Origin of the sequence: Shewanella sp. MF08487, from assembly GCF_050848685.1 — a bacterium.
Taxonomy (GTDB): domain Bacteria; phylum Pseudomonadota; class Gammaproteobacteria; order Enterobacterales; family Shewanellaceae; genus Shewanella; species Shewanella glacialipiscicola.
Window position 1 is genome coordinate 41,287 of the sequence record NZ_JBOZPB010000016.1, and the last position, 21,371, is coordinate 62,657.

Here is a 21,371-nt window from a genome sequence, read left to right on the forward strand (position 1 = left end):
GCCTGCCTAGCAGGCCTTTTTTTTAGGTGAAATACGCTGCATATATGATTAGCAATAAATGAGTCTACAAAGAAATTACCGACATTTATTTGCGTTAATCATAAGGTTGGCAGAAACTGAAACTAGTACTTGAAATCAGTAATTAAAGTGAGCAATGCTTAAATTTCCTATGTCAAAACAGGCTGGATTTACCTTAGTAGAGTTAGTGACCACCATCATCTTGATTTCAATTCTTGCTGTAGTGGTGTTGCCGCGCCTGTTTACTCAGTCATCCTACAGTGCCTATAGTTTACGTAATGAGTTTATAGGTGAGCTGCGTCAAGTGCAGCAAAAGGCGCTCAATAATACCGACAGATGTTTTCGCGTAGCTGTTTCTAATACTGGTTATCAAGTGAGTCAATTCCCTTCACGCGCGGGAGCGGTTTGTACGGGTACAGCATTGTCACCCAATCCGCTTTATAGCCAAGCTTTTCAAGGTGGAGCTCAATTAGTGCTGGTGAGCACGAATAGCACTAACTTCACCCTTGATTTCGACAGTCGGGGCCGACTCTTTCCCGTGTGTAATGGTAGCTGTATTCGCGTGACCGCTAATGACACTGTGCTGATTAATGTGTCCTCCGAGGGATATATTTATGCCAACTAATTCTCGCTTATTTCTTCGCAAAGAATCATCGAGTAAGGGCTTCACCTTAATTGAATTGGTGGTAGGCATGTTAGTAATTGGCATTGCGATAGTGATGCTTACCAGCATGTTATTCCCACAGGCTGATCGCGCCGCAAAAACATTACAGAGAGTACGCAGTGCTGAACTTGCCCATTCACTGATGAATGAAATATGGGGTAAACGCTATGACCAAAACACTAATGCTAATGGTGGGACGCCGGCTTGTGGTAGTCCTACGGGTAAAACTTGTACCTTGGCGACTGAGTTAGGTAGAGATAAAATTTCTGGAGTCTTAGAGAGTCGAAATAATTTTAACGATGTTGATGATTACAATGGCTTAAATGAAACTGTAACTATGCTGAATTCGACTCAAACCTATGTTGATGCTTATCCCAACTATCGTTTAAGTGTCACTGTGGTTTACGGCAGTGTGGCGAATACTAAGCTAGTCACTATTAATGTGACAACGCCCGACAGCGAAGTGATTACTTACAATATGGTGAGGAGTAATTACTGATGGCCTCACATGTCTCTGTTGTTAACAAAAACTCCGCACGGGGCTTTACCTTGGTTGAGATGGTTACGGTAATCTTAATTCTGGGTATTCTTGTGGTTGGCGTGAGTAGTTTTATACTTTTTGGTACCCGAATTTTTGTTGAATCGAGTTCTGTTGACCAAGTGCTCAGTCAGAGCCGTTTTGCCGTGGAGCGTATGACCCGTGAATTACGCAGTGCTTTGCCCAATAGTTTGCGAGTTAATACCGATTCGTTAACCTTCCAATGTATTGAATTTGTACCTATTAAAGCCAGTACGACTTACTTGTCTATGCCTATAAGTCCTGCTGCTATAGCGAGCTCTGGCACTGTTATGCTAGACAATGTCCCGAGTGCGATTAGCGTCAATCAATTCGTTTGGATCTATCCGTTACTTGATACTGATGTCTATGCAAATACCTCCAGCAGTACAAGGCAGAAGCGTGCTCAGATTAAAGCTATCGCGACAGCGGGTAATCAAGTTACGTTAACATTTACTTCGGCCTTGCGTTTTGCCGAAGGCTCACCGCGGCAGCGAATTTATTTTGGCACTAATCCAGTAAGTTACTGTTTTGAAAAAGTCGCCGCGAGTAATGAATTACAATTACAGCGTTATACCAGCTATAACTTCAGCACTATTCAGCCTAAGCCTAATATGATGGGGAGCGGTGTGTTGATGGCGCAAAGTGTGGCAAACAGTTTAACGAATAATACCGATCTGCCTCTGACATTGACGCCATCAACCTTGGTTAATAATGCCATGGTGCACTTACAACCTAGATTTAATGTTAATGGTGAGACGTTTCAATACAGACATCAAGTGCAGGTGATTAATGTTCCTTAACTCTGGTCGTAAAACGGCATATAAACGCTCATCATCCAGATCATCGCTATCAAGAGCGTCATTACCAGTGCAGCAACGAGGTAGTGCGCTTATCATCGGTGTGTTTGTAATTACAGTGATGTTTTTATTAGCTTCTGCCCTCATTAATATTGTGCAGGACAGCGATACCGCACTCACCCAAGAGGTGTGGGGCACTCGAGCCTTTGCCGCCGCCAATAGTGGCGCCGATGCGGCATTAGCTCAGTTATTTCCATTGAATGGTTCCGTTGGCATTTGCCTAGCAACCAGCCCTTGGACCCCCCCTAATGTAACCGGTTTCCATGCCTGTAGTGTGACGTTGACTTGTACAGCTTATGCGGTAGGCGCAGTCACTCAATATAGGATTAACAGTAAAGCAATATGTGAAAGCGGCGAGACCCGTGTTAGCCGACAAGTTGAGGTAGAAGCCCGTGGTTAGATTTATAACAGTATTTTGTATTCTGCTATTTAGCACCTCGATTCAGGCCTTTGAGAATGTAGACTATGGAAAATATTTCCCCGCTGTGGTTCAAGGACATCATGGCACAGCTAATGGCTGCGCAAACCCCGCATCTAATTTAACTATTTATCAAGGCTTTATTGATGGAACAAATGGGCAAAATCTTGCTTACTGTTCCAGTAATAAAAGCAGTAATAGTATGAGTAATAATGTCTGTGATGATGGTGCTGGTGGTACTCGTTATTGTGATATTACTGGTCAAGATATTGCTGGATTAGATTTAACGGCAGCCACAAATTTATTCCAAACAAGTAGAGGTACTACAGGCATTAGCTATGGAGAGTGCCAACCTAACGCAACACTTGGTGCAGATAATACGACTGAGTTTGGCTCGGTAATTTTAGATAATAATAGCTGTAACCTAACATTTTCATCCACGCACCAAACTTATAAAATAAAGAATTTAATTTTAGACAAATCTACAGTGCTTAATTTGCCTGCTGGAGATTACTGGGTTGAAAATTTCACTATTACAGGCGGTACACCTGTTATCAATACGGCTGGTAATGTACGTTTTTTCGTTAAAAATTCAATCAACATGTCTGGTGCACTAAAGTTTAATCCTAATCGTGTCGGCGAGTTATTATTTTTGGGCTACAGTAATGTCGCTTTAAATACTTCAAATATTGTAATTAATGGTTATATATATAGTGATGCAGACGTCATTATTAATGGACGAAATACCATAGTCGGGCGTATTACATCACGTAAACTAACGATTAATGAGGATACAGAAATAGTTAACGGGGTAAGCCTTCAGCTTAATTACGGTAAGGCGACTACCGCTTCCGTCACCTTTGAACGCGCTTTCCCAACGGGCGTAAAGCCTTTAGTTTTTTTAATGCCGACAATATCTACTACAAATACTAATAATGATGTTCCATCTTCTACTTTCATCACATCAATATCATCAACAGGCTTTACTTGGCGCCAGGCGCAGCCTTCTGGAGCGAGTGCTCCTGCATCAAATATGCAAGAGGTACATTGGATAGCCGTTACGCCAGGCGATTATACTTTGCCAGATGGCACCCCTCTACGAGCTGGAAATATCAATATTAGTAACGCATTTGGTATGAATAATAATAGCTGGACCAATGTTAGCTTAGATAATCGTTATGCCGTGGTACTTAATCAGATACAGACCAATAATAATAATTGTTGGCTGACGAGCGTGGCGGAACCGACGTCTAATGGGTTAAAGATTAATATGGATGTTTCTCAGGTGTACAAAAATTCAAATAGTCCACTGTGCCAGCCTGCAAATATAAAAAATTTAGCGAATGAATCTGTTGCTTATCTAGCGCTACCCGTTGCTAAAGGCGCCATTAATTTAAATGGTGAGGATGTTCGTTATCAATTTGGTACTGCAATGACCCATTCAGGAAGTAGCAGCAAAACCTTAGCTGAACAATGTGCTTATTACACTAATTTAACGGAATTTGTGAATTCTCCAACTTTGGTTGCAGGTAAAAATTCTCGTAATGATAGCGATGGTGGCTGGTTAAGACGCTGTAATCTGAGTGCGACTCAGGTCAGTATGGTAAATGATGAAGATACCTACCAAACTATTGAGCGCTCTCATCCATCTGAAAATTATGGTTTTGTTGCTTTTGAAAAAGCCGCGCCTGTGTTGCAATGCTTTGATGATACCTTTTCCCAAAGCCCTTTAAGTAACGATTGGGTCGTTTCCCGCAGTAGCGGCACTTTCACTCCATCAATTGTAAGTAGTCGTTTGCGATTAACTGAAGCTAAATCTAACCAATCGACAGCATCTACCTATCAACGACTCTTTCCCGCTGCTAATAATTTAGTTGAAATTCAGTTTGACCACTATGCCTACGGTGGTAACGGCGCCGACGGCATTAGTGTGGTGTTATCTGATGCCGCAATCACACCTCAGCCCGGAGCCTTTGGTGGTCCTTTAGGTTACGGTTATAAACCTGGTATTAGTGGTTTTGCGGGCGGTTGGCTTGGTGTGGGAATTGATGAGTTCGGCAATTTCTCCGGTGAAGGTGGTAGCACTAATGTGGGCCAGCGACGACAGTCTGTTGCGGTTCGCGGTTCGGGTGTGGGAACGAGTGGGTATCGCTATTTACGCGGCACTTGTAATAACGGCACGACTAATACGGGGGGGAACTGTTTATCGCCCGCGGTGGATAGTAACAATGTGTCGCCAGCACACAGATATAAAATCACTATTGATTCGCAGTTATCTAGTCAGTCAGTGGTTAAGGTTGAGCGTAATACAGGATCTGGTTTTGTGACTTTGGTTTCTGCATTTAACGCAGCAGCACAAACTGGTCAGGCGGCCATACCGAATAATTTCTTATTGTCTTTGACTGGCTCTACAGGTGGGTCAAATAACAATCACGAAATTGATAATGTGCAAATTTGTGCTTTAAAATCTAATCCCATAGGCGCTCAAATCGATCATTTTGAGTTTGACCATACGGGTCAAGGGCTCACTTGTAACACCCAGACGGTAACGATTCGAGCCTGCGCTAATGCGAGCTGTAGCCAACTTTTTACTGAGCCTCTTAGTGCTACGCTATTACCTGATTCGATAAGTGATGGTGTGTGGGTTGGCGGTAATCAAGTGAGTTTTAGTGGTGGAACAACGCAATTACAACTACGGCGGAATACGCCTGGAGTGGTCAATTTAGGCGTAAAAGGTTCAAACCCGACGACTAAGCCATTGAGTAAAACTCTCTGTCGGATTGGATCAGGTTCATTAAGTGAAAGTAATTGTTCGCTGGCCTTTGCTGACAGTGGTTTTATTTTTGATGTCCCTGATAAGCTAGCAAATAAGCCCGTAGATGTATTAGTTAAAGCGGTGAAAAAATCAGATGTAACTCAGCAATGTATTCCGAGCTTCCAAGATAAGACGAAGAGTCTCAGTTTTTGGAGTGGTTACGTAGAACCGAGCGCACCCATCTTACCCAAAGCAGTTACCATCAATAGCACCCCTATTAGCAGTGTGGTTTCCGCTCCTACGCCTTTAAGCCTCGTCTTTAATGCTAAAGGCGAAGCAACTATTTCGGTTAATTATCCCGATGCCGGCAAGTTACAGCTAGATGCTAAGTATACGGGGGCAGGGGATGAGCAAGGTTTAGTGATGACGGGCGCAGATCTATTTGTCAGTGTTCCGGCAGGATTATGTGTCAAACCCGTAGATGCTAATGCTAGTTGCGCAAGCGCGAGTATGGCGTGTAATGTTTATCGTAAGGCTGGCCAGTCCTTTGGTATGACAGTGCAAGCGATGGCGTGGGAAAACGATGGCGACTCAGACTTTTGTTCGGGCAACTTATCCACGCCTAACTTTAGTGATGCGCAGATAAAACTTGCCAGTAAAGTCGTTGCGCCAAGCATTGCCAACGGTGGACTTGATGGCGCATTAGGTGTTGCATCCTATAGTCATATGGCGAATAGCACTAATCTGAATACTATTAGTAATCAGACTATTAGTGAGGTTGGCGTGTTCCAACTTACTGCCAAGGCAAGCAGTAACTACCTAGGTACTGCGAGTAGTTTGAATATTCCGCTTGGCTACTCAGCCAATATTGGTCGTTTTGTCCCTGATAGATTTTTGGTGAGCGAGGCATTCGTGTATCCAGCCTGCAATAGCTTTAGCTATATGGATCAATCATTCCCAATGTCGATGACATTAAGCGCGCTTAATATCGCCGGCGATATAACGCAAAACTACTTTGCACCGTTCTCTTTTGCCACAGCCATGCTTGTGGGCGAGAACATCAATAATGGTATCGATTTACAAAACCGTTTAAGTGCCTTACCAATAATATCAACAAGTTGGGCCAAAGGGGTTGCAAGCTTAGGTAACAGTTACCGAGCGAACTTCAGCCGAGTGACACCTAATGTATTGACCAATTTGTATCAGGATGGCCCCTTCGAGCTGCTCGATATTGGTGTACAAGTGCTGGATAACGATCCTCATCCCAATAGCATCTATTCCTATGTTGCTTCACCCGACATGGATGCGGCATCAACAGGTACTTGCACTAACTGTAATGCTAAGAAAATCAGCACTCAAAAACTTCGTCATGGCCGTGTGGTGATGGATAACACCTATGGCCCTGAGACTGAAATACTGCGTATGCCGACTCGAGCCGAATATTGGAATGGCAGCAGCTGGGCCTTAAATACTGCCGATAACTGCACAACGGCAGTGTATGCTTTGGGTTCGCCGGTTGATAATTCCGCTCTTGGTTACAATTTTGATCCCGACTTAGTGGCGGGACAAAGTGTTGTGCGTTCTGGCGGGACTGCAACATTCCAAGCTGGCCAATTTGAGTTGCTCTGGCAAGCCGTTACAACAAGTGGGTTGCCATACCGTGGTCAAGTGACGGCGCCCTTGGATGTGCCAACATGGCTAGAATGGTACTGGAATTGGAATGGCGTATCGCCAACAGAGGTCACTGAACCGCGGGCAAGTGCGTATTTTGGTCGCTATCGAGGGCATGACAAAATAATCTATTGGCGTGAGGCAAACTAATCTGAGTAATTTCTCTCATTAAATTGAACTCAGGCTTTCCATTGAAATGGGCAGCCATTTCACTTATTGGAAGTCGACGAAAACGCTTGTAACAGATTCTAAATGCAATGCGTTAGTTTGATATTTGTTGCTGAATTGTGTGTTTGCTCGTTTTTTGTTGCTGACATTTTCGACAATAAACAGTATTTTCCGCTTAAATACTGTTTTTTACGTGGCGATTTGAAAAAAAATCACTTCATTAGCGATTGTTAACCTCCTCGGTCTTGTGGAATCAGGGTGGCATTGATAAAGTTAGCTGATTTTTCTTTTCTTCTGGCTCCACAGAATACAGGCTAGTTACATGTTTAAGAAGCTGCGTGGCATTTTTTCTAATGATCTATCGATCGATTTGGGTACAGCTAACACATTAATTTATGTTCGTGGTGAAGGCATAGTCCTGGATGAGCCTTCTGTTGTTGCTATACGTGGTGAGCGTGGTGGCTCCGGTCAGAAATCTGTTGCCGCAGTCGGCACAGAAGCTAAACAGATGCTAGGGCGAACACCTGGCAACATCCAAGCTATCCGTCCAATGAAAGACGGCGTTATTGCTGACTTTTATGTGACAGAAAAAATGCTACAGCACTTTATTAAGCAAGTGCATAACAATAGCTTTTTTCGTCCAAGTCCACGGGTTCTAGTGTGTGTGCCAGTTGGCGCAACGCAGGTTGAACGTCGTGCGATCCGTGAATCGGCCATGGGCGCCGGTGCACGTGAAGTATATTTGATTGAAGAGCCTATGGCTGCTGCGATTGGTGCGGGTTTACCTGTATCTGAAGCGACGGGTTCTATGGTCGTAGATATCGGTGGTGGTACTACTGAAGTCGCGATTATTTCTCTCAATGGCGTAGTGTACTCATCTTCAGTGCGTATTGGTGGTGATAAGTTTGATGATGCCATTATCAATTATGTCCGTCGTAACTACGGCAGTTTGATTGGTGAAGCTACAGCTGAACGTATCAAGCATACTATCGGTACCGCTTATCCTGGCGATGAAGTACTTGAAATCGAAGTCCGTGGTCGTAATTTGGCTGAAGGTGTACCTCGTAGTTTTACGCTTAATAGCAACGAAATTTTAGAAGCGCTGCAAGAGCCATTATCTGGCATCGTTAGTGCAGTTATGGTGGCTTTAGAGCAATCCCCACCAGAACTTGCTTCTGATATTTCTGAGCGCGGTATGGTATTAACAGGCGGCGGCGCATTACTGCGTGATTTAGACCGTTTATTAATGCAAGAAACCGGAATTCCAGTCATGGTGGCGGACGACCCATTAACCTGCGTAGCACGCGGTGGTGGTAAAGCCCTCGAAATGATTGATATGCATGGCGGCGATCTGTTCTCCGAAGAAACCTAATTTAACTTCGGTATAGGGCGGCTAATCACCGCCTTAGCTCTCCTATGAAGCCAATTTTTGTTCGTGGTATTTCAAACCAATTTCGTCTGACACTGGCAATTATTTTGTCGGTGGCTTTGCTCGTTGCTAATCATCGTCTCGATCCTGCTCGGCAATCTCTTGCCTCTGTTTTTAGCCCATTACAGTATTTAGCCAGTGTGCCAGGGGCTGCGCTTGATTGGTCCTCTGAAAGTTTTGCTACCCGTAATATGTTGGCGCTGCAAAATAAAGAACTGCTGAGACAACAGTTGTTGATGAGTGAACGCTTACAACGTTTTGAGCACCTGCGCCAAGAAAATGAGCGCTTGCGGGCACTGTTAGGTTCGCCAGCTTATCTTGACTCGCGCAAAATGGTAGCTGAAGTGTTAGAGGTCGCAAGCGATCCTTTTCATCAATATGTAGTACTTAATCACGGTTCTCGCAGTGGAGTCTTTGTCGGCCAACCTGTCGTTGATGCGCAAGGGGTTGTAGGCCAAGTGGTACAAGTCAGTGAGATGACCAGTCGGGTGCTATTGCTCTCTGATGTATCGCATGGCTTACCTGTTCGTATCACCCGTAATGATGTGCGCCTTGTCGCCAATGGTACGGGGGAATTGGACGAGATAGAACTGCGCCATGTACCTAAAAGTACCGATATTCGTGTTGGTGATTTACTGGTGACATCGGGTTTAGGTAATCGTTTCCCTGAAGGCTACCCTGTTGCACGCGTGATGGAAGTGTTGACTGAAGATGGCCAAAGCTATGCTCGCGTTACTGCCCAACCGTTAGCGGCTTTAGATCGTATTCGCTATTTATTGCTCATTTGGCCCGCTAATGATTCTGGTGTGACTTTACCTAATCAATTGGTTGCGCCAGCGGCTGACCATCCTACTGCCACCGATGGGGATAATACCGATACGACCATTCCTACAGTTAAGACAGTTACTCCTCAAGTTAAGCTAACCAGGCCCGATATCAATGCGGCTAAGCCGGTGACATCTACGCCAGCTGCTGTTAATCCGCCAGCGGAAACCGTTCGTCCAGCCACTGAGGTAAATCAATGAGTTTCCAAGCCGCCAATGGGCGCCTCATCGTTTGGGTGACATTATTCATTGGGATTATCAGCCAGATTATGCCCTTACCAAGTGCGGTTGATGCGTGGCGGCCAGACTGGTTATTAATGATTATTATGTATTGGTCTATTGCATTACCCCATAGATACAATATTTTAACCGCATGGGTTTTAGGGCTTATTTTAGATATTCTATTGGGCGCTACCTTAGGAGTGCGTTCTTTGGCCATGTCGTTGGTGATTTATATCGCTATTTTACATTGCCAGCGTTTACGTAATTTTCCTAAATGGCAGCAGTCGCTGGTGATCATGCTACTGCTTTGTATTTACCATTTAGTGATTTACTGGGTGGAATTTGTGATGCAAGAAGCGGTATTCCATACTGATTTATTTTTGCCCGCCATTTCAGGATTAATCATCTGGCCGTGGATATTTTGGATTTTACGTCGCGTTCGACGTCATTATAAGGTTCGCTAATTGTGAATTTAGTGCTAGCTTCGACTTCACCGCGCCGCAAAGAGTTATTGGCACAAATTGGATTTGGTCGCCTCGATTTTAGTTTTACGCAAGTGGCTCCCGATATTGATGAAACGCCCCGATTACGTGAAACGCCAACAGATTATGTGCAACGTTTAGCGGCCGAAAAAGCCTATGCAGGACTGGCATTATGCGCGGATATTTCGCAGCCTGTGGTATTAGGTTCTGATACTATCGTGGTGTTTGAAAACCAAATATTAGGAAAACCTGCCGATGCTGCCGATGCTAAGCGAATGCTCAGTGAGTTATCTGGCCAGATTCATACCGTGATGACGGCTGTGGCACTGGTTTATTATAAGGATGAACCATCCTTAACGGCAAAAACCTTAGTACGATTAGTGCAGACACAAGTGCGTTTTTGCACTTTATCTAAAGCAGATATTGAAGCTTATGTTGCCTCAACAGAGCCGATGGATAAAGCGGGTAGTTACGGTATACAAGGTCTGGGTGGCTGCTTTGTTGCGGCGATTAACGGCAGCTATTCAGGTGTGGTGGGTTTACCTTTAGTCGAAACCCGCGAATTGTTAGCCGAAGTTGGACTCATCTAACCTAGTGTTATTGGTATTATGCTTTTAGCTTGAGGTTAGAATGAGTTTACAGGAGTGATAGGCTCTTAATCGGGTCTCCGATGAAGTGATTCTTTATCGTCGATGCTTCATTCGGTTTTCATGCTTAGAAAATATGTAACTTCGATTAATTAATCTAGTTTCCCGAATGGGGTGAGTCGTGAATACCGGTCGCTTAAATCCAAATAAAATACAGCGCAAGATGGGTTCAGAATTACTGATCAATGTAACTCCTTCAGAGGCGCGTGTCGCCTTAGTTGAGCATGGTGTGCTGCAAGAAGTGCATATTGAACGCCGAATGAAGCGGGGTTTGGTAGGCAATATTTATAAAGGTAAAATCAGCCGTGTGTTACCCGGCATGCAAGCGGCTTTTGTTGATATCGGCTTAGATAAAGCGGCTTTTTTACATGCTTCTGACATAGTGCCGCATACTGAGTGCGTCGCTGATGTTGAGAAAGGTCATTTCGTTGTCCGTGACATCGCCGAATTAGTCCGTCAAGGGCAAGATATTATGGTGCAAGTGGTTAAAGATCCACTCGGTACTAAGGGCGCCCGACTGACTACCGATATCACTCTGCCTTCGCGTTATTTAGTGTTTATGCCGGGTTCTAGCCATGTGGGTGTTTCGCAACGTATTGAGCTAGAAGAAGAGCGTAATCGCCTTAAACAAATCACTTTGCCTTATGTGGATGATGACGGTGGTTTTATTATCCGCACCGCCGCTGAAGGGGTGGGTGAAGATGAATTATCCCAAGATGCGGCATTCTTGCGACGAGTTTGGTCTAAAGTCAGCGAACGTCGTAAGCGCAGTGGGGTGTCTTTGTTATACCAAGATTTAGCATTGCCTGTGCGGATTGTGCGTGATTTTGTTGGCACTGAGCTTGACCAAATTCAAGTTGATTCTCGCGGTACTTTTGCTGAGTTACAGTCTTTTGCACAAGAGTTTATGCCTGAGATTGCACAGAAGATTGAACATTATTCAGGCCCTGCGCCTATTTTTGATCTCTACGATGTAGAAAACGAAATTCAACGCGCGCTTGGTCGTAAGGTCGAACTTAAGTCTGGCGGTTATCTGATTATCGATCAGACGGAAGCGATGACTACGGTCGATATCAATACTGGCGCCTTTGTTGGGCACCGAAATCTTGAAGAAACCATCTTCAATACTAATCTTGAAGCAACCCAAGCCATCGCTAGGCAGTTACGTCTGCGTAATCTCGGTGGCATCATCATTATCGATTTTATCGACATGATGACCGCGGATCATAAGGCTCGGGTACTCAGTAGCTTAACTAGCGCTTTGTCTAAGGATAGAGTGAAAACCAATGTGAGTGGTTTTTCGGGCTTAGGTTTAGTCGAAATGACACGTAAGCGTACCCGTGAGAGTTTAGAACATGTGGTGTGCGGAGAATGTCCTGCGTGTCATGGCACCGGCAGTATGAAAACCGTTGAAACTGTCTCCTATGAGGTGTTTCGCGAGATTATTCGTTTAAATCGTACCTATGATGCCGATGAGTTTTTATTATACTGCGCGCCTGCGGTCTACCAAAGTTTGCATACTGATGAAAACCATCAGATCGCCGAACTTGAGGTATACATAGGTAAACGTATCCGCTTACAGAATGAGCCCATGTACTCACAGTACAAATATGATGTGGTGATGATGTAGTGGCTACGCCTTTGACTGCACAAAAAATCAGCCGTTTTTGCTGGCAACTTTTGGCGCTGGTTTTAGTGGTGTTTGCGCTTGCAGTCAGTTTAATTCGCGGTTTGTTACCCCAAGTTGATGAAGTGCGTCAGCAACTGGTTAATTACGTAAAAAACGAATATAAAATTGATGTACAAGTGGGGGAGTTATCTGCCCACTGGCAGGCTTTTGGCCCCGCAATCAATATTAATCACTTAGTTATTCCGCCACAGGATGTCCTGCCGGTAACCGTGATAATCAAAAGCGTGCAAGTAAAACTCGATTTTTGGCAATCATTGCTCACGCTGACTCCACGTATTGAAGATGTCAATTTTGATGGCGTGCATGTTGCGTTAAATATAGATAAGTTATCTGATAACAAGTCCATTGCAGCGGATACTCCACCCCAAATTGATTGGCTTTATGCCTTATTACTCAAGCAACTCGATAGGTTCTCCCTTACTGACGCCACCGTGCAATTGCTCAGTTTACGCCAAGAATTCCGTCCTATTAATATTCGCCATTTAAACTGGCGCAATAATGGCGAGCGTCACCGTGGTGCTGGGGAACTGTATCTGGATAATAATGCCTCTGAGCATGAGTCGCTGGCATTACAGTTAGAGATTCATGGAGATGGGGCAAACCCCGATAGCTTAAGTGGGCAAATGTATTTGGCTGCTACATCATTAGATTTGGGCGAGTGGGCTTCGCGCCAGAGCAACTCTTATGATTCAAGCCAAAAGTTACCCTTAGAAGGCGTGGTGAATCTTAAGGCTTGGTTGACGTTTGCTAATCGCAGTATCAGCTCAGCAATGGTGCATTTTGAGCCCAGTTGGCTGCAATGGACATTACAGCAATCGGCGCAAAAATTTGAAATTCAGGCGGGCGATATCGTTTGGCAACCCACAGCAACGGGCTGGGAAGTACAAAGTACGGGGCTTGATTTTATCACCAATGGTGAGCATTGGCCGACGTTAACCTTGGCTGCTAAAAGCGAGAAGGATCAATTTTTTGCTTATGTAAATCAATTCAATATTCAAAATCTATTACCCTTGTTGCCGCTATTCCCCGGTGCTGACAAAGAGATGCTGCATCAATGGACGGCGTTATCCCCCAAGGCCAGTATTGGGCCCATTCGGTTATACCAACAAGCTGACCAGCCTTTACTTGCCAGCACAAATATAACGCAGTTAAATTGGCAAAAAGTCGGCGGTATTCCTAGCACAAACCCCTTTGATATTAACTTACGCTGGCAAGATAAAAGTCTCGTGCTGTCACTGCCAGAACAGATCTATCAAGTTGATTTTGGTGATGAGTTTTCCGCGCCGTTAGTGTTCAAGGGCGCGCCGATGACGGGGCGATTCGATAGCGAGACCCTAACCTTAAGCGTGCCACAATTGCAGCTCAATAATGATGACGTTAGTGTTGATTCTGCACTCATGTTAGATTTCAGTCACGCAATCCATATGGCACTGACCGCGAATGTTCATATCAACGATGTCGCGAATGCCGACAAATATTTCCCCAATAAGGCAATGGGCGAGTCGCTAGCCGAATATTTGGATACTGGACTTAAAGCAGGCCAAACCCAAGATGCGCAAGTGGTTTGGAATGGTCCGTTAAACGGTTTCCCCTTCGATGACAACAGCGGCGTGTTTCAAGCGGCATTTACTTTAACGGATGCTAAATTCCAGTTTCAACCCGATTGGCCCGCTATCACCGATTTATCTCTTAATGCCTTATTTGAAAATGCCCGTATGGATTTATGGGTAAACCACGGCAAGCTGATGGAGGTAGATGCTAGCGGCGCGCATGTTTATATTCCTGCCATTGGTGAGCAAACGCTGCTGAGGATTGAAGCTGACCTTGCCGTCCAAGGTAAAGATGCAACCAAAGTGTTACAGGCTTCGCCTTTAGCGAGTTCTATAGGAAAAACCTTAGAGGTTGTGCAAGTACAAGGCGCTGTGACTGGTAGTTTAGATCTGAGCATTCCACTCTATGAGGGGGATAACGAAGATATTCGCGGTCAAATCAATTTCAACAATACGCCGGTATATATTGCGCAGCCAGGGTTACAATTAAAGGACGTGACTGGCACCGTCGATTTTGCTAACCAAATTGTTACGGGAAAAGGGATTAATGCCCGCTTGTTTGAACAACCGCTGAGTTTAACTTTTAATACCGAGCCTAAAGGCAAGGATTTTGGCCTTAATCTTAAGCTTAAAAGCCGCTGGGATCTCAGTAGGTTACCTGCAGAGTTACATTCTCCTTTGAGTGATTTTTATCAAGGAAAGGTCAATTTTGATGGCGGCTTGACTATGCTATTTACTGAGCAAGGTTATGATATACAGGCTAACGTCACCTCAGATCTGATCGGTACGCAACTATTACTCCCAGGATACTTTGCTAAGCCAACTGACGAGCCTCGGCCTTTGGTTGCCGAGTTTGTGGGTAATCAAGATAATACCTCGCTCAATATAAAAGTCGCCAGTCATACTGAGTTTATAGGCGGGTTTGAGGCGAGTAAGGGCGCAAATCTGAGTTATTTTGACTTATTATTAGGTCGATTGTTTGATGAAGACGAAGCCAGAAATACCGACCAAGGTCATATTCAAGCGGATCTCGGTAAGGCAACATTAGCGGATTGGCAGCCTGTGATAGACGCTTTCGTTAATAAAGAAACATTACCGAAAACGGGGATTTTAGTTGATGAAGCTTCCCATAGGAGTTTATTCCCTAAGGTCAGCGCTATTGATGCCCATATTGGTCGTTTCGATCTTGCGGGACAACCGCTTACCGAACTTACCTTAAATGCTAAACCCAATGAAACCGGTTGGCGCTTTAATATCCTTGCTAATGAGTTTGATGGTAGTGTTGATTTCTATCCAAATTGGCGTACTCAAGGCCTTAAAGTCGTAGCGAATAAATTGTATTTATCCCCTGAGATAGCCTCGGCTGCCGAATCTGGTTTTGGTAGTGATCAAGTGCTCACTAACTTGCCGCCCGTTGCTATCAATGTGGAAGATTTTCGTTTTCATGATAAACCGTTAGGTACGCTGGTATTTCAGGCCGAGCCACAGGCTACGGGTTATAAAATTCAAACTCTGTCGTTAACAACCCCTAACGTGAGCTTGCAAGGTAGTGGTATTTGGCTGCAAGCAGAACAGAATCGAACTGAACTCAATGTTGAGTTAAAGGCCAAACAATTTGATCACTTATCGGCGCTATTGGGTATCGATCCTGGGGTAAAGGAAGCGCCGCTGAAAATAAATGCAGACGTGTCTTGGCAAGGTGCTCCCTATGCATTTTCCCTCGAAACCTTAAACGGTAAAGTGAAGTTTGACCTCGGTAAAGGTCACTTATCTGAGGTGAGTGATAAGGGCGCGCGTATCTTCTCTCTGTTTAGCTTAGATTCCCTTGTGCGAAAACTGTCACTGGATTTTACCGATGTTTTTGGTCAAGGCATGTATTTCAACTCCTTTAACGGCAATCTACAAATTGACAATGGCGTGGTAAAAACAACGGATACCGAAATGGATGCCATTGTCGGCAACATGAAGGTACGTGGTTTTACGGATCTCACAACAGAGAGTTTAAATTATGATATTCGCTTTGTACCGCAGTTAGCCTCAAGTGTGCCTACAGTGGTATTGCTCAGCACCAGTGCTTGGACGTTAGGGTTAGGTGCATTTGCACTGACAAAAGTGCTTGAGCCTGTGATTGAGATCATTTCAGAAATTCGCTTTCGAGTGACTGGCACTATGGCTGAACCTGTGGTTGAAGAATTGGAACGTAAGAGTAAAGAGATTGAAATTCCCGAGTCTATCCTACCGATAGTGGGTATTGAGCGCCCAGCAGTGCCAGCCGGCGCGGCGAGTCAAACTCAACCCGCAGCTAAAACAATCGAGACACCAGAGGCGCAATCCCAAGACGTTAAGCCTACAGAACAGGTTGAAGAGTCGACATCACCGCTACAGGCCCCAGCGCCTGCCGCACCCGAAAAAAGCCAGGCGGTAGAGTCGCTTAAACAAATTCAGGGAGGTAAGAATGCACATCAGCCTGTTGCAATGTCAGAGCAGTCGCGACGTCAGCGCCAATCTGCTGTTTATCGAATCGCAGCTTAACGCACTCTCGCGATCAGCCCTTAATAAAGACAGTCTCCATACACCTCATTTAGTGGTATTACCTGAATGTTGTTTATTGTTTGGTGGCCACGAAAGTCAGCAACTGGCCTATGGGGGTGATGTTCATCAGAGCCCGCTCAAATCGGCGTTAAGTGCACTGGCCGCCAAGTATCGGGTGTTTATGGTGGCGGGGACTATTCCGGCGTTGGCTGAAGATGGTCGTGTCTATAGCCGCAGTTATTTGTTTGATGATAAAGGTGATACGTTAGGGCATTACGATAAACTGCACCTTTTTGATGTGGATGTTGCCGATGGTACAAAACAATATCGCGAGAGCGAAACCTTCTGTCCCGGTGATCACATTAGTGTTATCGATACACCTTTTGGCAAAATTGGCTTAACCATCTGTTATGATTTACGCTTTCCCGACTTGTTTAGGGCGATGCGCCTTGCGGGTGCCGAGATTATTACTGTCCCTTCTGCCTTCACCAAAGTGACGGGGGAAGCCCATTGGCAGGTGTTGTTACAGGCGAGAGCCATTGAAACCCAATGCGTTATTCTTGCTGCCGCTCAGTGGGGACAGCATAACGAAGGTAGCCGTGAAACCTGGGGGCAGAGCATGATAGTCGGTCCTTGGGGTAACATTTTGGCGCAGCGTAAAACGGGTACGGGTTGGGTACAGGCTGAGGTCGACTTAACCGAACTGCACGATATTCGCCGTAAAATGCCCGTTATGCAGCATAATCGTTTTACTGAGCCAAGCTTGAAATAAACCGTCCGCACTGGCGAGCGGCAATACCGAATTAGACCGCGATTGACGTACAGAATTAGTACAACGAATTTACACTCAGAATATAAGATCCCTGGGATCAAAGAGAGCATCGATGCCATTTTTAGCACAAGTAGAGCAAAGTTTATTGAAGAATGGGTTAGCGTTAGAGGGCCTACAGGGTTATCTCAACACTATACATCAACACAAAATCGATTATTCCGATCTCTATTTTCAAGGTAGCCGCCATGAGTCTTGGGTGCTGGAAGACGGCATTATTAAAGATGGTAGTTTCCACATTGAACGCGGTGTGGGTGTACGTGCTATTAGCGGTGAAAAAACCGGTTTCGCCTATGCTGACGATATTACACCTGCCGCCTTAAGCGCCGCAGCAGAAGCCGCGCGTGGTATTGCCAGCGCAGGCGAGCAAACTCAGGTTCGCGCATTTGAGCGCCGTAAGGCATTAGCCTTATACGACAGTTTAGATCCCATTGCCGCGATGGAAGAAGTCAAAAAGATTAATCTGCTAAAAGAAGCCGATGCTTTTATTCGCAGTTTAGATAGCCGCATTATCCAAGTGGTTGTTAGCTTGGCGGGCGTGCACGAAGAGATTTTGATTGCCGCGAGTGACGGTACGCTAGCGGCCGATATTCGTCCTTTAGTGCGTTTTAACTGCAGCGTGATTCTAGAAGAAAACGGCAAACGTGAGCGTGGCGGTGCAGGTGGCGGTGGTCGCCATGACTACGGCGTGTTGATGGCAAGCGACGATACTGGTTTACCTATGTGTTTTGCCTTTGCCCGCGAAGCGGTGCGTCAAGCGCAGGTCAATCTTAATGCTATCGATGCGCCAGCGGGTGAAATGCCAGTGGTGTTAGGTAATGGCTGGCCGGGCGTATTGCTTCACGAAGCCGTAGGCCATGGTTTAGAGGGTGACTTTAACCGTAAGGGCAGCAGTGCTTTCAGCGGTAAAATGGGACAACTCGTAGCCTCTAAGTTAGTGACTGTGGTTGATGATGGCACCTTGCCTAATCGTCGTGGTTCACTCAGCATCGACGATGAAGGTGTGCCGACCCAAAGAACGGTGTTGATTGAAGACGGTATTTTAAAGGGTTACATCCAAGACAAACTCAATGCACGCTTGATGGGTGTGGCACCAACCGGTAATGGTCGCCGCGAATCCTACGCGCATTTGCCTATGCCGCGGATGACCAACACTTATATGACGGCGGGTGAGTCAGATCCAAGTGAGATCATTAAATCGGTCAAAAAGGGCATTTACGCCCCTAACTTTGGTGGCGGCCAAGTGGATATCACCTCGGGTAAGTTTGTATTCTCTGCATCTGAAGCCTATTTGATTGAAAATGGTGAAGTGACTCAAGCCATTAAAGGCGCAACCTTAATCGGCAATGGCCCTGAGGCCATGAGTCAAATTTCGATGGTCGGTAACGATATGGCGTTAGATCAAGGGGTTGGCGTTTGTGGTAAAGATGGACAAAGCGTACCCGTAGGCGTTGGTCAACCGACCTTGAAGTTAGATCGTTTAACTGTGGGCGGTACGGCGTAGCTCAGGTTAGTTATTGTCTTTATAGCCAAGCTACCTGAAGAGGCTGAAACTCGTATCTTTAGGCAACTTGGGTATGATAGCTGCTTGCCATAATGGATGTTATCATTCGCAAATGGAATTAGAGTAACTACTCTAGAGGTGTTAATGAATCTATCACAAGTGGCTTGGCTGTGCCTTTTATCTTTGCCTTTGGCGAGTCATGCACAGCCGATTAGCTTTACCGACGCTTGGCAACAAATGCTAAAAGTGAGCGATAAGCTACAGGCGCAATCGCAGGAAGTTAACCGTGCTAAGGGCGAGCAAGAGGCGGGTGAGAGCTTAAATCTGCCCTCTTTGAGCATTAATGGCAGCTATACTCATCTTGAAAAACCCATCGAACTCGATCTTCGGGATCTCAATCCATTAGCCTCGCTTGATCCTGCGACGTTACCGCCAGCCCTTGGCGGAGCACTAGCAGGTATTCCAGGATCAATGTTTGTTACACCTTTTACCGAGCAAGATATTTTCCGAGCTAGCTTACAAGCTATGTGGCCGATTTATACCGGTGGGCAGATCACTGCCGCCCAAGGTATACACACCGCTATGGTGGCCGAAAAGCAACAGGAGTTGCAATTAGTCACGCGCGATTTATTTACCTTGCTGGTAGACAGATACTACGCTGTTGATGTCACTCAGGCGTTAGTGAGCACGCAAACTGAGCTAGTAAGCTCTTTAACTAAGCATGTTGATCATGCGTTAGCGTTAGAGCGAGAAGGGCAAATCGCTAAGGTTGAACGGCTTAATGCGCAGGTTGCCTTAGACAATGCCAAAGTTAATTTAGGCAGTGCTCGCCGCCAGCACGAAATGGCGGTCATCGCTCTGTCGCGCATGTTGCAGCAAAGCGATGTTGGCACGCAGTCACCTTTATTTTTTTTGCCACATGCGCCGTCTTTAGACCAATTAACTCAAGTGACCCTGAGCCAACATCCGGCGCTAAAATTGCTCGAAGCAAAAGAGACCCAAGCCAATGGCTTGGTTTCATTAGAACAGGGTAAGTATCACCCCACCGTATTCCTGTTTGGCAATTACACGCTTTACGAAGATGACAGCCTATTTTCTCAGGTAGAGCCTGATTGGATGCTCGGCGTTGGCGTTAAAGTTCCTATACTGAGCCGTGATGGCCGTAGTGGTAAGGTCGAAGCGGCGAAAAGTGCCTTATTGCAAGCCCGCTACACTAAGGCACAAACGCGGCAGGATTTGAGCCTGTTAGTGGATCAAAGTTATCGTCAATTATTACAAGCTGAAGAAGAGGTGAAGGCGCTCGATACTTCACTTGAACTGGCTGCTGAAAATCTGCGCCTGCGAGAAATCGCCTTTAATCAAGGGCTTTCTACGTCTATTGACAGAGTCGATGCTGAGCTGAAACTGAGCGCAGTTAACACTCAACAACTGGCCGCCCGTTATCGCTATGTGCAAGCCTATGCCCGATTAATGGCCATTAGTGGCCAACTAGATGAATTTATTGGTCGCACCGCTGACCGTACACTGTCGCAGGAGACAAATAATGCGCGCTAACAGAATACTGGCCTTGGTGGCATTGGTCGCATTAGGCCTTATCTTAGGCTATGGCCTTAAGTTGGCTTACAGCCCGCAGCCGAGCTTATTGCAGGGGCAGATTGAAGCGCGCGAATATAACGTTTCTTCTAAGGTTCCTGGCCGTGTTGAGCAAGTGCTCGTTCGCCGCGGCGATCGTGTGGCCGAGGGGGATTTGTTGTTCGCTATCCACAGCCCAGAATTAGACGCTAAGTTAATGCAAGCCGAAGGTGGCCGCGACGCCGCCAAAGCGAAACAATCAGAGGCCGATAACGGCGCTCGTCGCCAAGAGATCATGGCGGCTAAAGAACAATGGCTTAAAGCACAAGCGGCGGCAACGCTCGCTAAAACGACCTATAGCCGGGTGGAAAACCTGTTCAACGAAGGCGTGGCTGCAAGGCAAAAACGCGATGAAGCGTTTACTCAATGGCAGGCGGCAAAATATACAGAACAAGCGGCGTTAGCCATGTATCAAATGGCGCAGGAAGGCGCGCGCGTTGAACTTAAAGCCGCAGCGGCGGGCAATACGCGTATGGCAGAAGGCGCGGTGAAAGAGGTTAGCGCGATTATGCAAGATAGCCAAATGCGCGCCCCAAAATCGGGTGAAATCAGCGACGTACTCTTGCAAGCGGGTGAATTGGCACCAAGTGGTTTTCCCATCGTGAGCCTGATTGATATGCAAGATGCTTGGGCGGTGTTCCAAGTGCGAGAGGACCAACTTAAACGCTTTAAAAAAGGTCAAAAAATCCAGTTAAATATTCCGGCGCTCGAGCAGGATATTGAGTTTACTGTGTCGCATATTAGCGTCATGGGTGAGTTTGCCACATGGCGCTCGACCGAAAGTGGCCACGATTTTGATATGCGTACCTTCGAGGTTGAATTGCGTCCAAGCCAGCCAATTAGCGACCTACGTGTCGGCATGTCTGTTTTACTGCGTGGTGAGTAAGGGCTGTGATTGAACGCACGCCAGACACCAATAC

At 45.8% G+C, this 21,371-nt stretch carries 15 protein-coding genes; all 15 read left to right on the forward strand.

What is annotated here, in order from left to right:
* The first annotated feature begins 154 nt into the window (after positions 1–154).
* The 15 genes from ACRN9H_RS12155 to ACRN9H_RS12225 all read left to right on the forward strand — a co-directional run bounded on the left by ACRN9H_RS12155 (position 155) and on the right by ACRN9H_RS12225 (position 21,337).
* The gene (locus ACRN9H_RS12155; protein ID WP_432313987.1) at positions 155–643 is read left to right on the forward strand and encodes a type II secretion system protein; all 489 of its coding nucleotides are present in this window, start codon (positions 155–157) and stop codon (positions 641–643) included.
* Positions 633–1,181: a type IV pilus modification PilV family protein gene (locus tag ACRN9H_RS12160; protein ID WP_432313989.1), complete on the forward strand. Its 549-nt coding sequence runs from the start codon at positions 633–635 to the stop codon at positions 1,179–1,181. Before ACRN9H_RS12155 ends, ACRN9H_RS12160 begins: the two co-directional genes overlap by 11 nt.
* Positions 1,181–2,041 carry a PilW family protein gene (locus ACRN9H_RS12165; RefSeq protein ID WP_432313991.1) on the forward strand — a complete coding sequence of 287 codons (861 nt, stop codon included), beginning with the start codon at positions 1,181–1,183 and terminating at the stop codon, positions 2,039–2,041. Before ACRN9H_RS12160 ends, ACRN9H_RS12165 begins: the two co-directional genes overlap by 1 nt.
* Entirely contained in the window at positions 2,031–2,498 is a 468-nt protein-coding gene (locus ACRN9H_RS12170; RefSeq protein ID WP_432313993.1) for an MSHA biogenesis protein MshP, read from the forward strand. Before ACRN9H_RS12165 ends, ACRN9H_RS12170 begins: the two co-directional genes overlap by 11 nt.
* Entirely contained in the window at positions 2,491–7,092 is a 4,602-nt protein-coding gene (locus ACRN9H_RS12175) for a DUF6701 domain-containing protein (RefSeq protein ID WP_432313995.1), read from the forward strand. The genes ACRN9H_RS12170 and ACRN9H_RS12175 overlap by 8 nt, the downstream gene beginning before the upstream one ends.
* Before the next feature lie 340 nt (positions 7,093–7,432).
* Positions 7,433–8,482, forward strand: a complete 1,050-nt coding sequence (locus ACRN9H_RS12180) for a rod shape-determining protein (RefSeq protein ID WP_076499255.1) — start codon at positions 7,433–7,435, stop codon at positions 8,480–8,482.
* A 44-nt stretch (positions 8,483–8,526) separates the two neighbouring features.
* A complete protein-coding gene (gene mreC / locus ACRN9H_RS12185; protein ID WP_432313997.1) occupies positions 8,527–9,564 on the forward strand; it encodes a rod shape-determining protein MreC in 1,038 nt (345 codons plus the stop codon).
* Positions 9,561–10,049 carry a rod shape-determining protein MreD gene (mreD, locus tag ACRN9H_RS12190; RefSeq protein WP_432313998.1) on the forward strand — a complete coding sequence of 163 codons (489 nt, stop codon included), beginning with the start codon at positions 9,561–9,563 and terminating at the stop codon, positions 10,047–10,049. The genes mreC and mreD overlap by 4 nt, the downstream gene beginning before the upstream one ends.
* 2 nt (positions 10,050–10,051) lie before the next feature.
* The gene (locus tag ACRN9H_RS12195) at positions 10,052–10,657 is read left to right on the forward strand and encodes a Maf family protein (protein ID WP_432313999.1); all 606 of its coding nucleotides are present in this window, start codon (positions 10,052–10,054) and stop codon (positions 10,655–10,657) included.
* Between the two features lie 220 nt (positions 10,658–10,877).
* The gene (gene rng / locus ACRN9H_RS12200) at positions 10,878–12,344 is read left to right on the forward strand and encodes a ribonuclease G (protein ID WP_220773393.1); all 1,467 of its coding nucleotides are present in this window, start codon (positions 10,878–10,880) and stop codon (positions 12,342–12,344) included.
* On the forward strand, positions 12,344–16,486 hold the full coding sequence (locus ACRN9H_RS12205; RefSeq protein ID WP_432314000.1) for a YhdP family protein: 4,143 nt from the start codon (positions 12,344–12,346) through the stop codon (positions 16,484–16,486). The genes rng and ACRN9H_RS12205 overlap by 1 nt, the downstream gene beginning before the upstream one ends.
* Complete coding sequence (locus tag ACRN9H_RS12210) at positions 16,410–17,258, forward strand: carbon-nitrogen hydrolase family protein (protein ID WP_432314002.1); 849 nt, start codon at positions 16,410–16,412, stop codon at positions 17,256–17,258. The genes ACRN9H_RS12205 and ACRN9H_RS12210 overlap by 77 nt, the downstream gene beginning before the upstream one ends.
* 112 nt (positions 17,259–17,370) lie before the next feature.
* On the forward strand, positions 17,371–18,819 hold the full coding sequence (gene tldD, locus ACRN9H_RS12215) for a metalloprotease TldD (protein WP_432314004.1): 1,449 nt from the start codon (positions 17,371–17,373) through the stop codon (positions 18,817–18,819).
* A 144-nt stretch (positions 18,820–18,963) separates the two neighbouring features.
* Entirely contained in the window at positions 18,964–20,373 is a 1,410-nt protein-coding gene (locus tag ACRN9H_RS12220; RefSeq protein ID WP_432314005.1) for a TolC family protein, read from the forward strand.
* Positions 20,363–21,337, forward strand: a complete 975-nt coding sequence (locus tag ACRN9H_RS12225; RefSeq protein ID WP_432314007.1) for an HlyD family secretion protein — start codon at positions 20,363–20,365, stop codon at positions 21,335–21,337. The genes ACRN9H_RS12220 and ACRN9H_RS12225 overlap by 11 nt, the downstream gene beginning before the upstream one ends.
* The last annotated feature ends 34 nt before the right edge of the window (positions 21,338–21,371 follow it).

Bases quoted from the DNA above. Each gene is read 5' to 3' on its own strand.
- ACRN9H_RS12160 (WP_432313989.1), top strand. From the start codon at position 633: ATGCCAACTAATTCTCGCTTATTTCTTCGCAAAGAATCATCGAGTAAG.
- mreC (WP_432313997.1), top strand. From the start codon at position 8,527: ATGAAGCCAATTTTTGTTCGTGGTATTTCAAACCAATTTCGTCTGACA.
- ACRN9H_RS12210 (WP_432314002.1), top strand. From the start codon at position 16,410: ATGCACATCAGCCTGTTGCAATGTCAGAGCAGTCGCGACGTCAGCGCC.
- ACRN9H_RS12170 (WP_432313993.1), top strand. From the start codon at position 2,031: ATGTTCCTTAACTCTGGTCGTAAAACGGCATATAAACGCTCATCATCC.
- ACRN9H_RS12155 (WP_432313987.1), top strand. From the start codon at position 155: ATGCTTAAATTTCCTATGTCAAAACAGGCTGGATTTACCTTAGTAGAG.
- ACRN9H_RS12180 (WP_076499255.1), top strand. From the start codon at position 7,433: ATGTTTAAGAAGCTGCGTGGCATTTTTTCTAATGATCTATCGATCGAT.
- tldD (WP_432314004.1), top strand. From the start codon at position 17,371: ATGCCATTTTTAGCACAAGTAGAGCAAAGTTTATTGAAGAATGGGTTA.
- ACRN9H_RS12220 (WP_432314005.1), top strand. From the start codon at position 18,964: ATGAATCTATCACAAGTGGCTTGGCTGTGCCTTTTATCTTTGCCTTTG.
- ACRN9H_RS12165 (WP_432313991.1), top strand. From the start codon at position 1,181: ATGGCCTCACATGTCTCTGTTGTTAACAAAAACTCCGCACGGGGCTTT.
- ACRN9H_RS12225 (WP_432314007.1), top strand. From the start codon at position 20,363: ATGCGCGCTAACAGAATACTGGCCTTGGTGGCATTGGTCGCATTAGGC.
- mreD (WP_432313998.1), top strand. From the start codon at position 9,561: ATGAGTTTCCAAGCCGCCAATGGGCGCCTCATCGTTTGGGTGACATTA.
- rng (WP_220773393.1), top strand. From the start codon at position 10,878: ATGGGTTCAGAATTACTGATCAATGTAACTCCTTCAGAGGCGCGTGTC.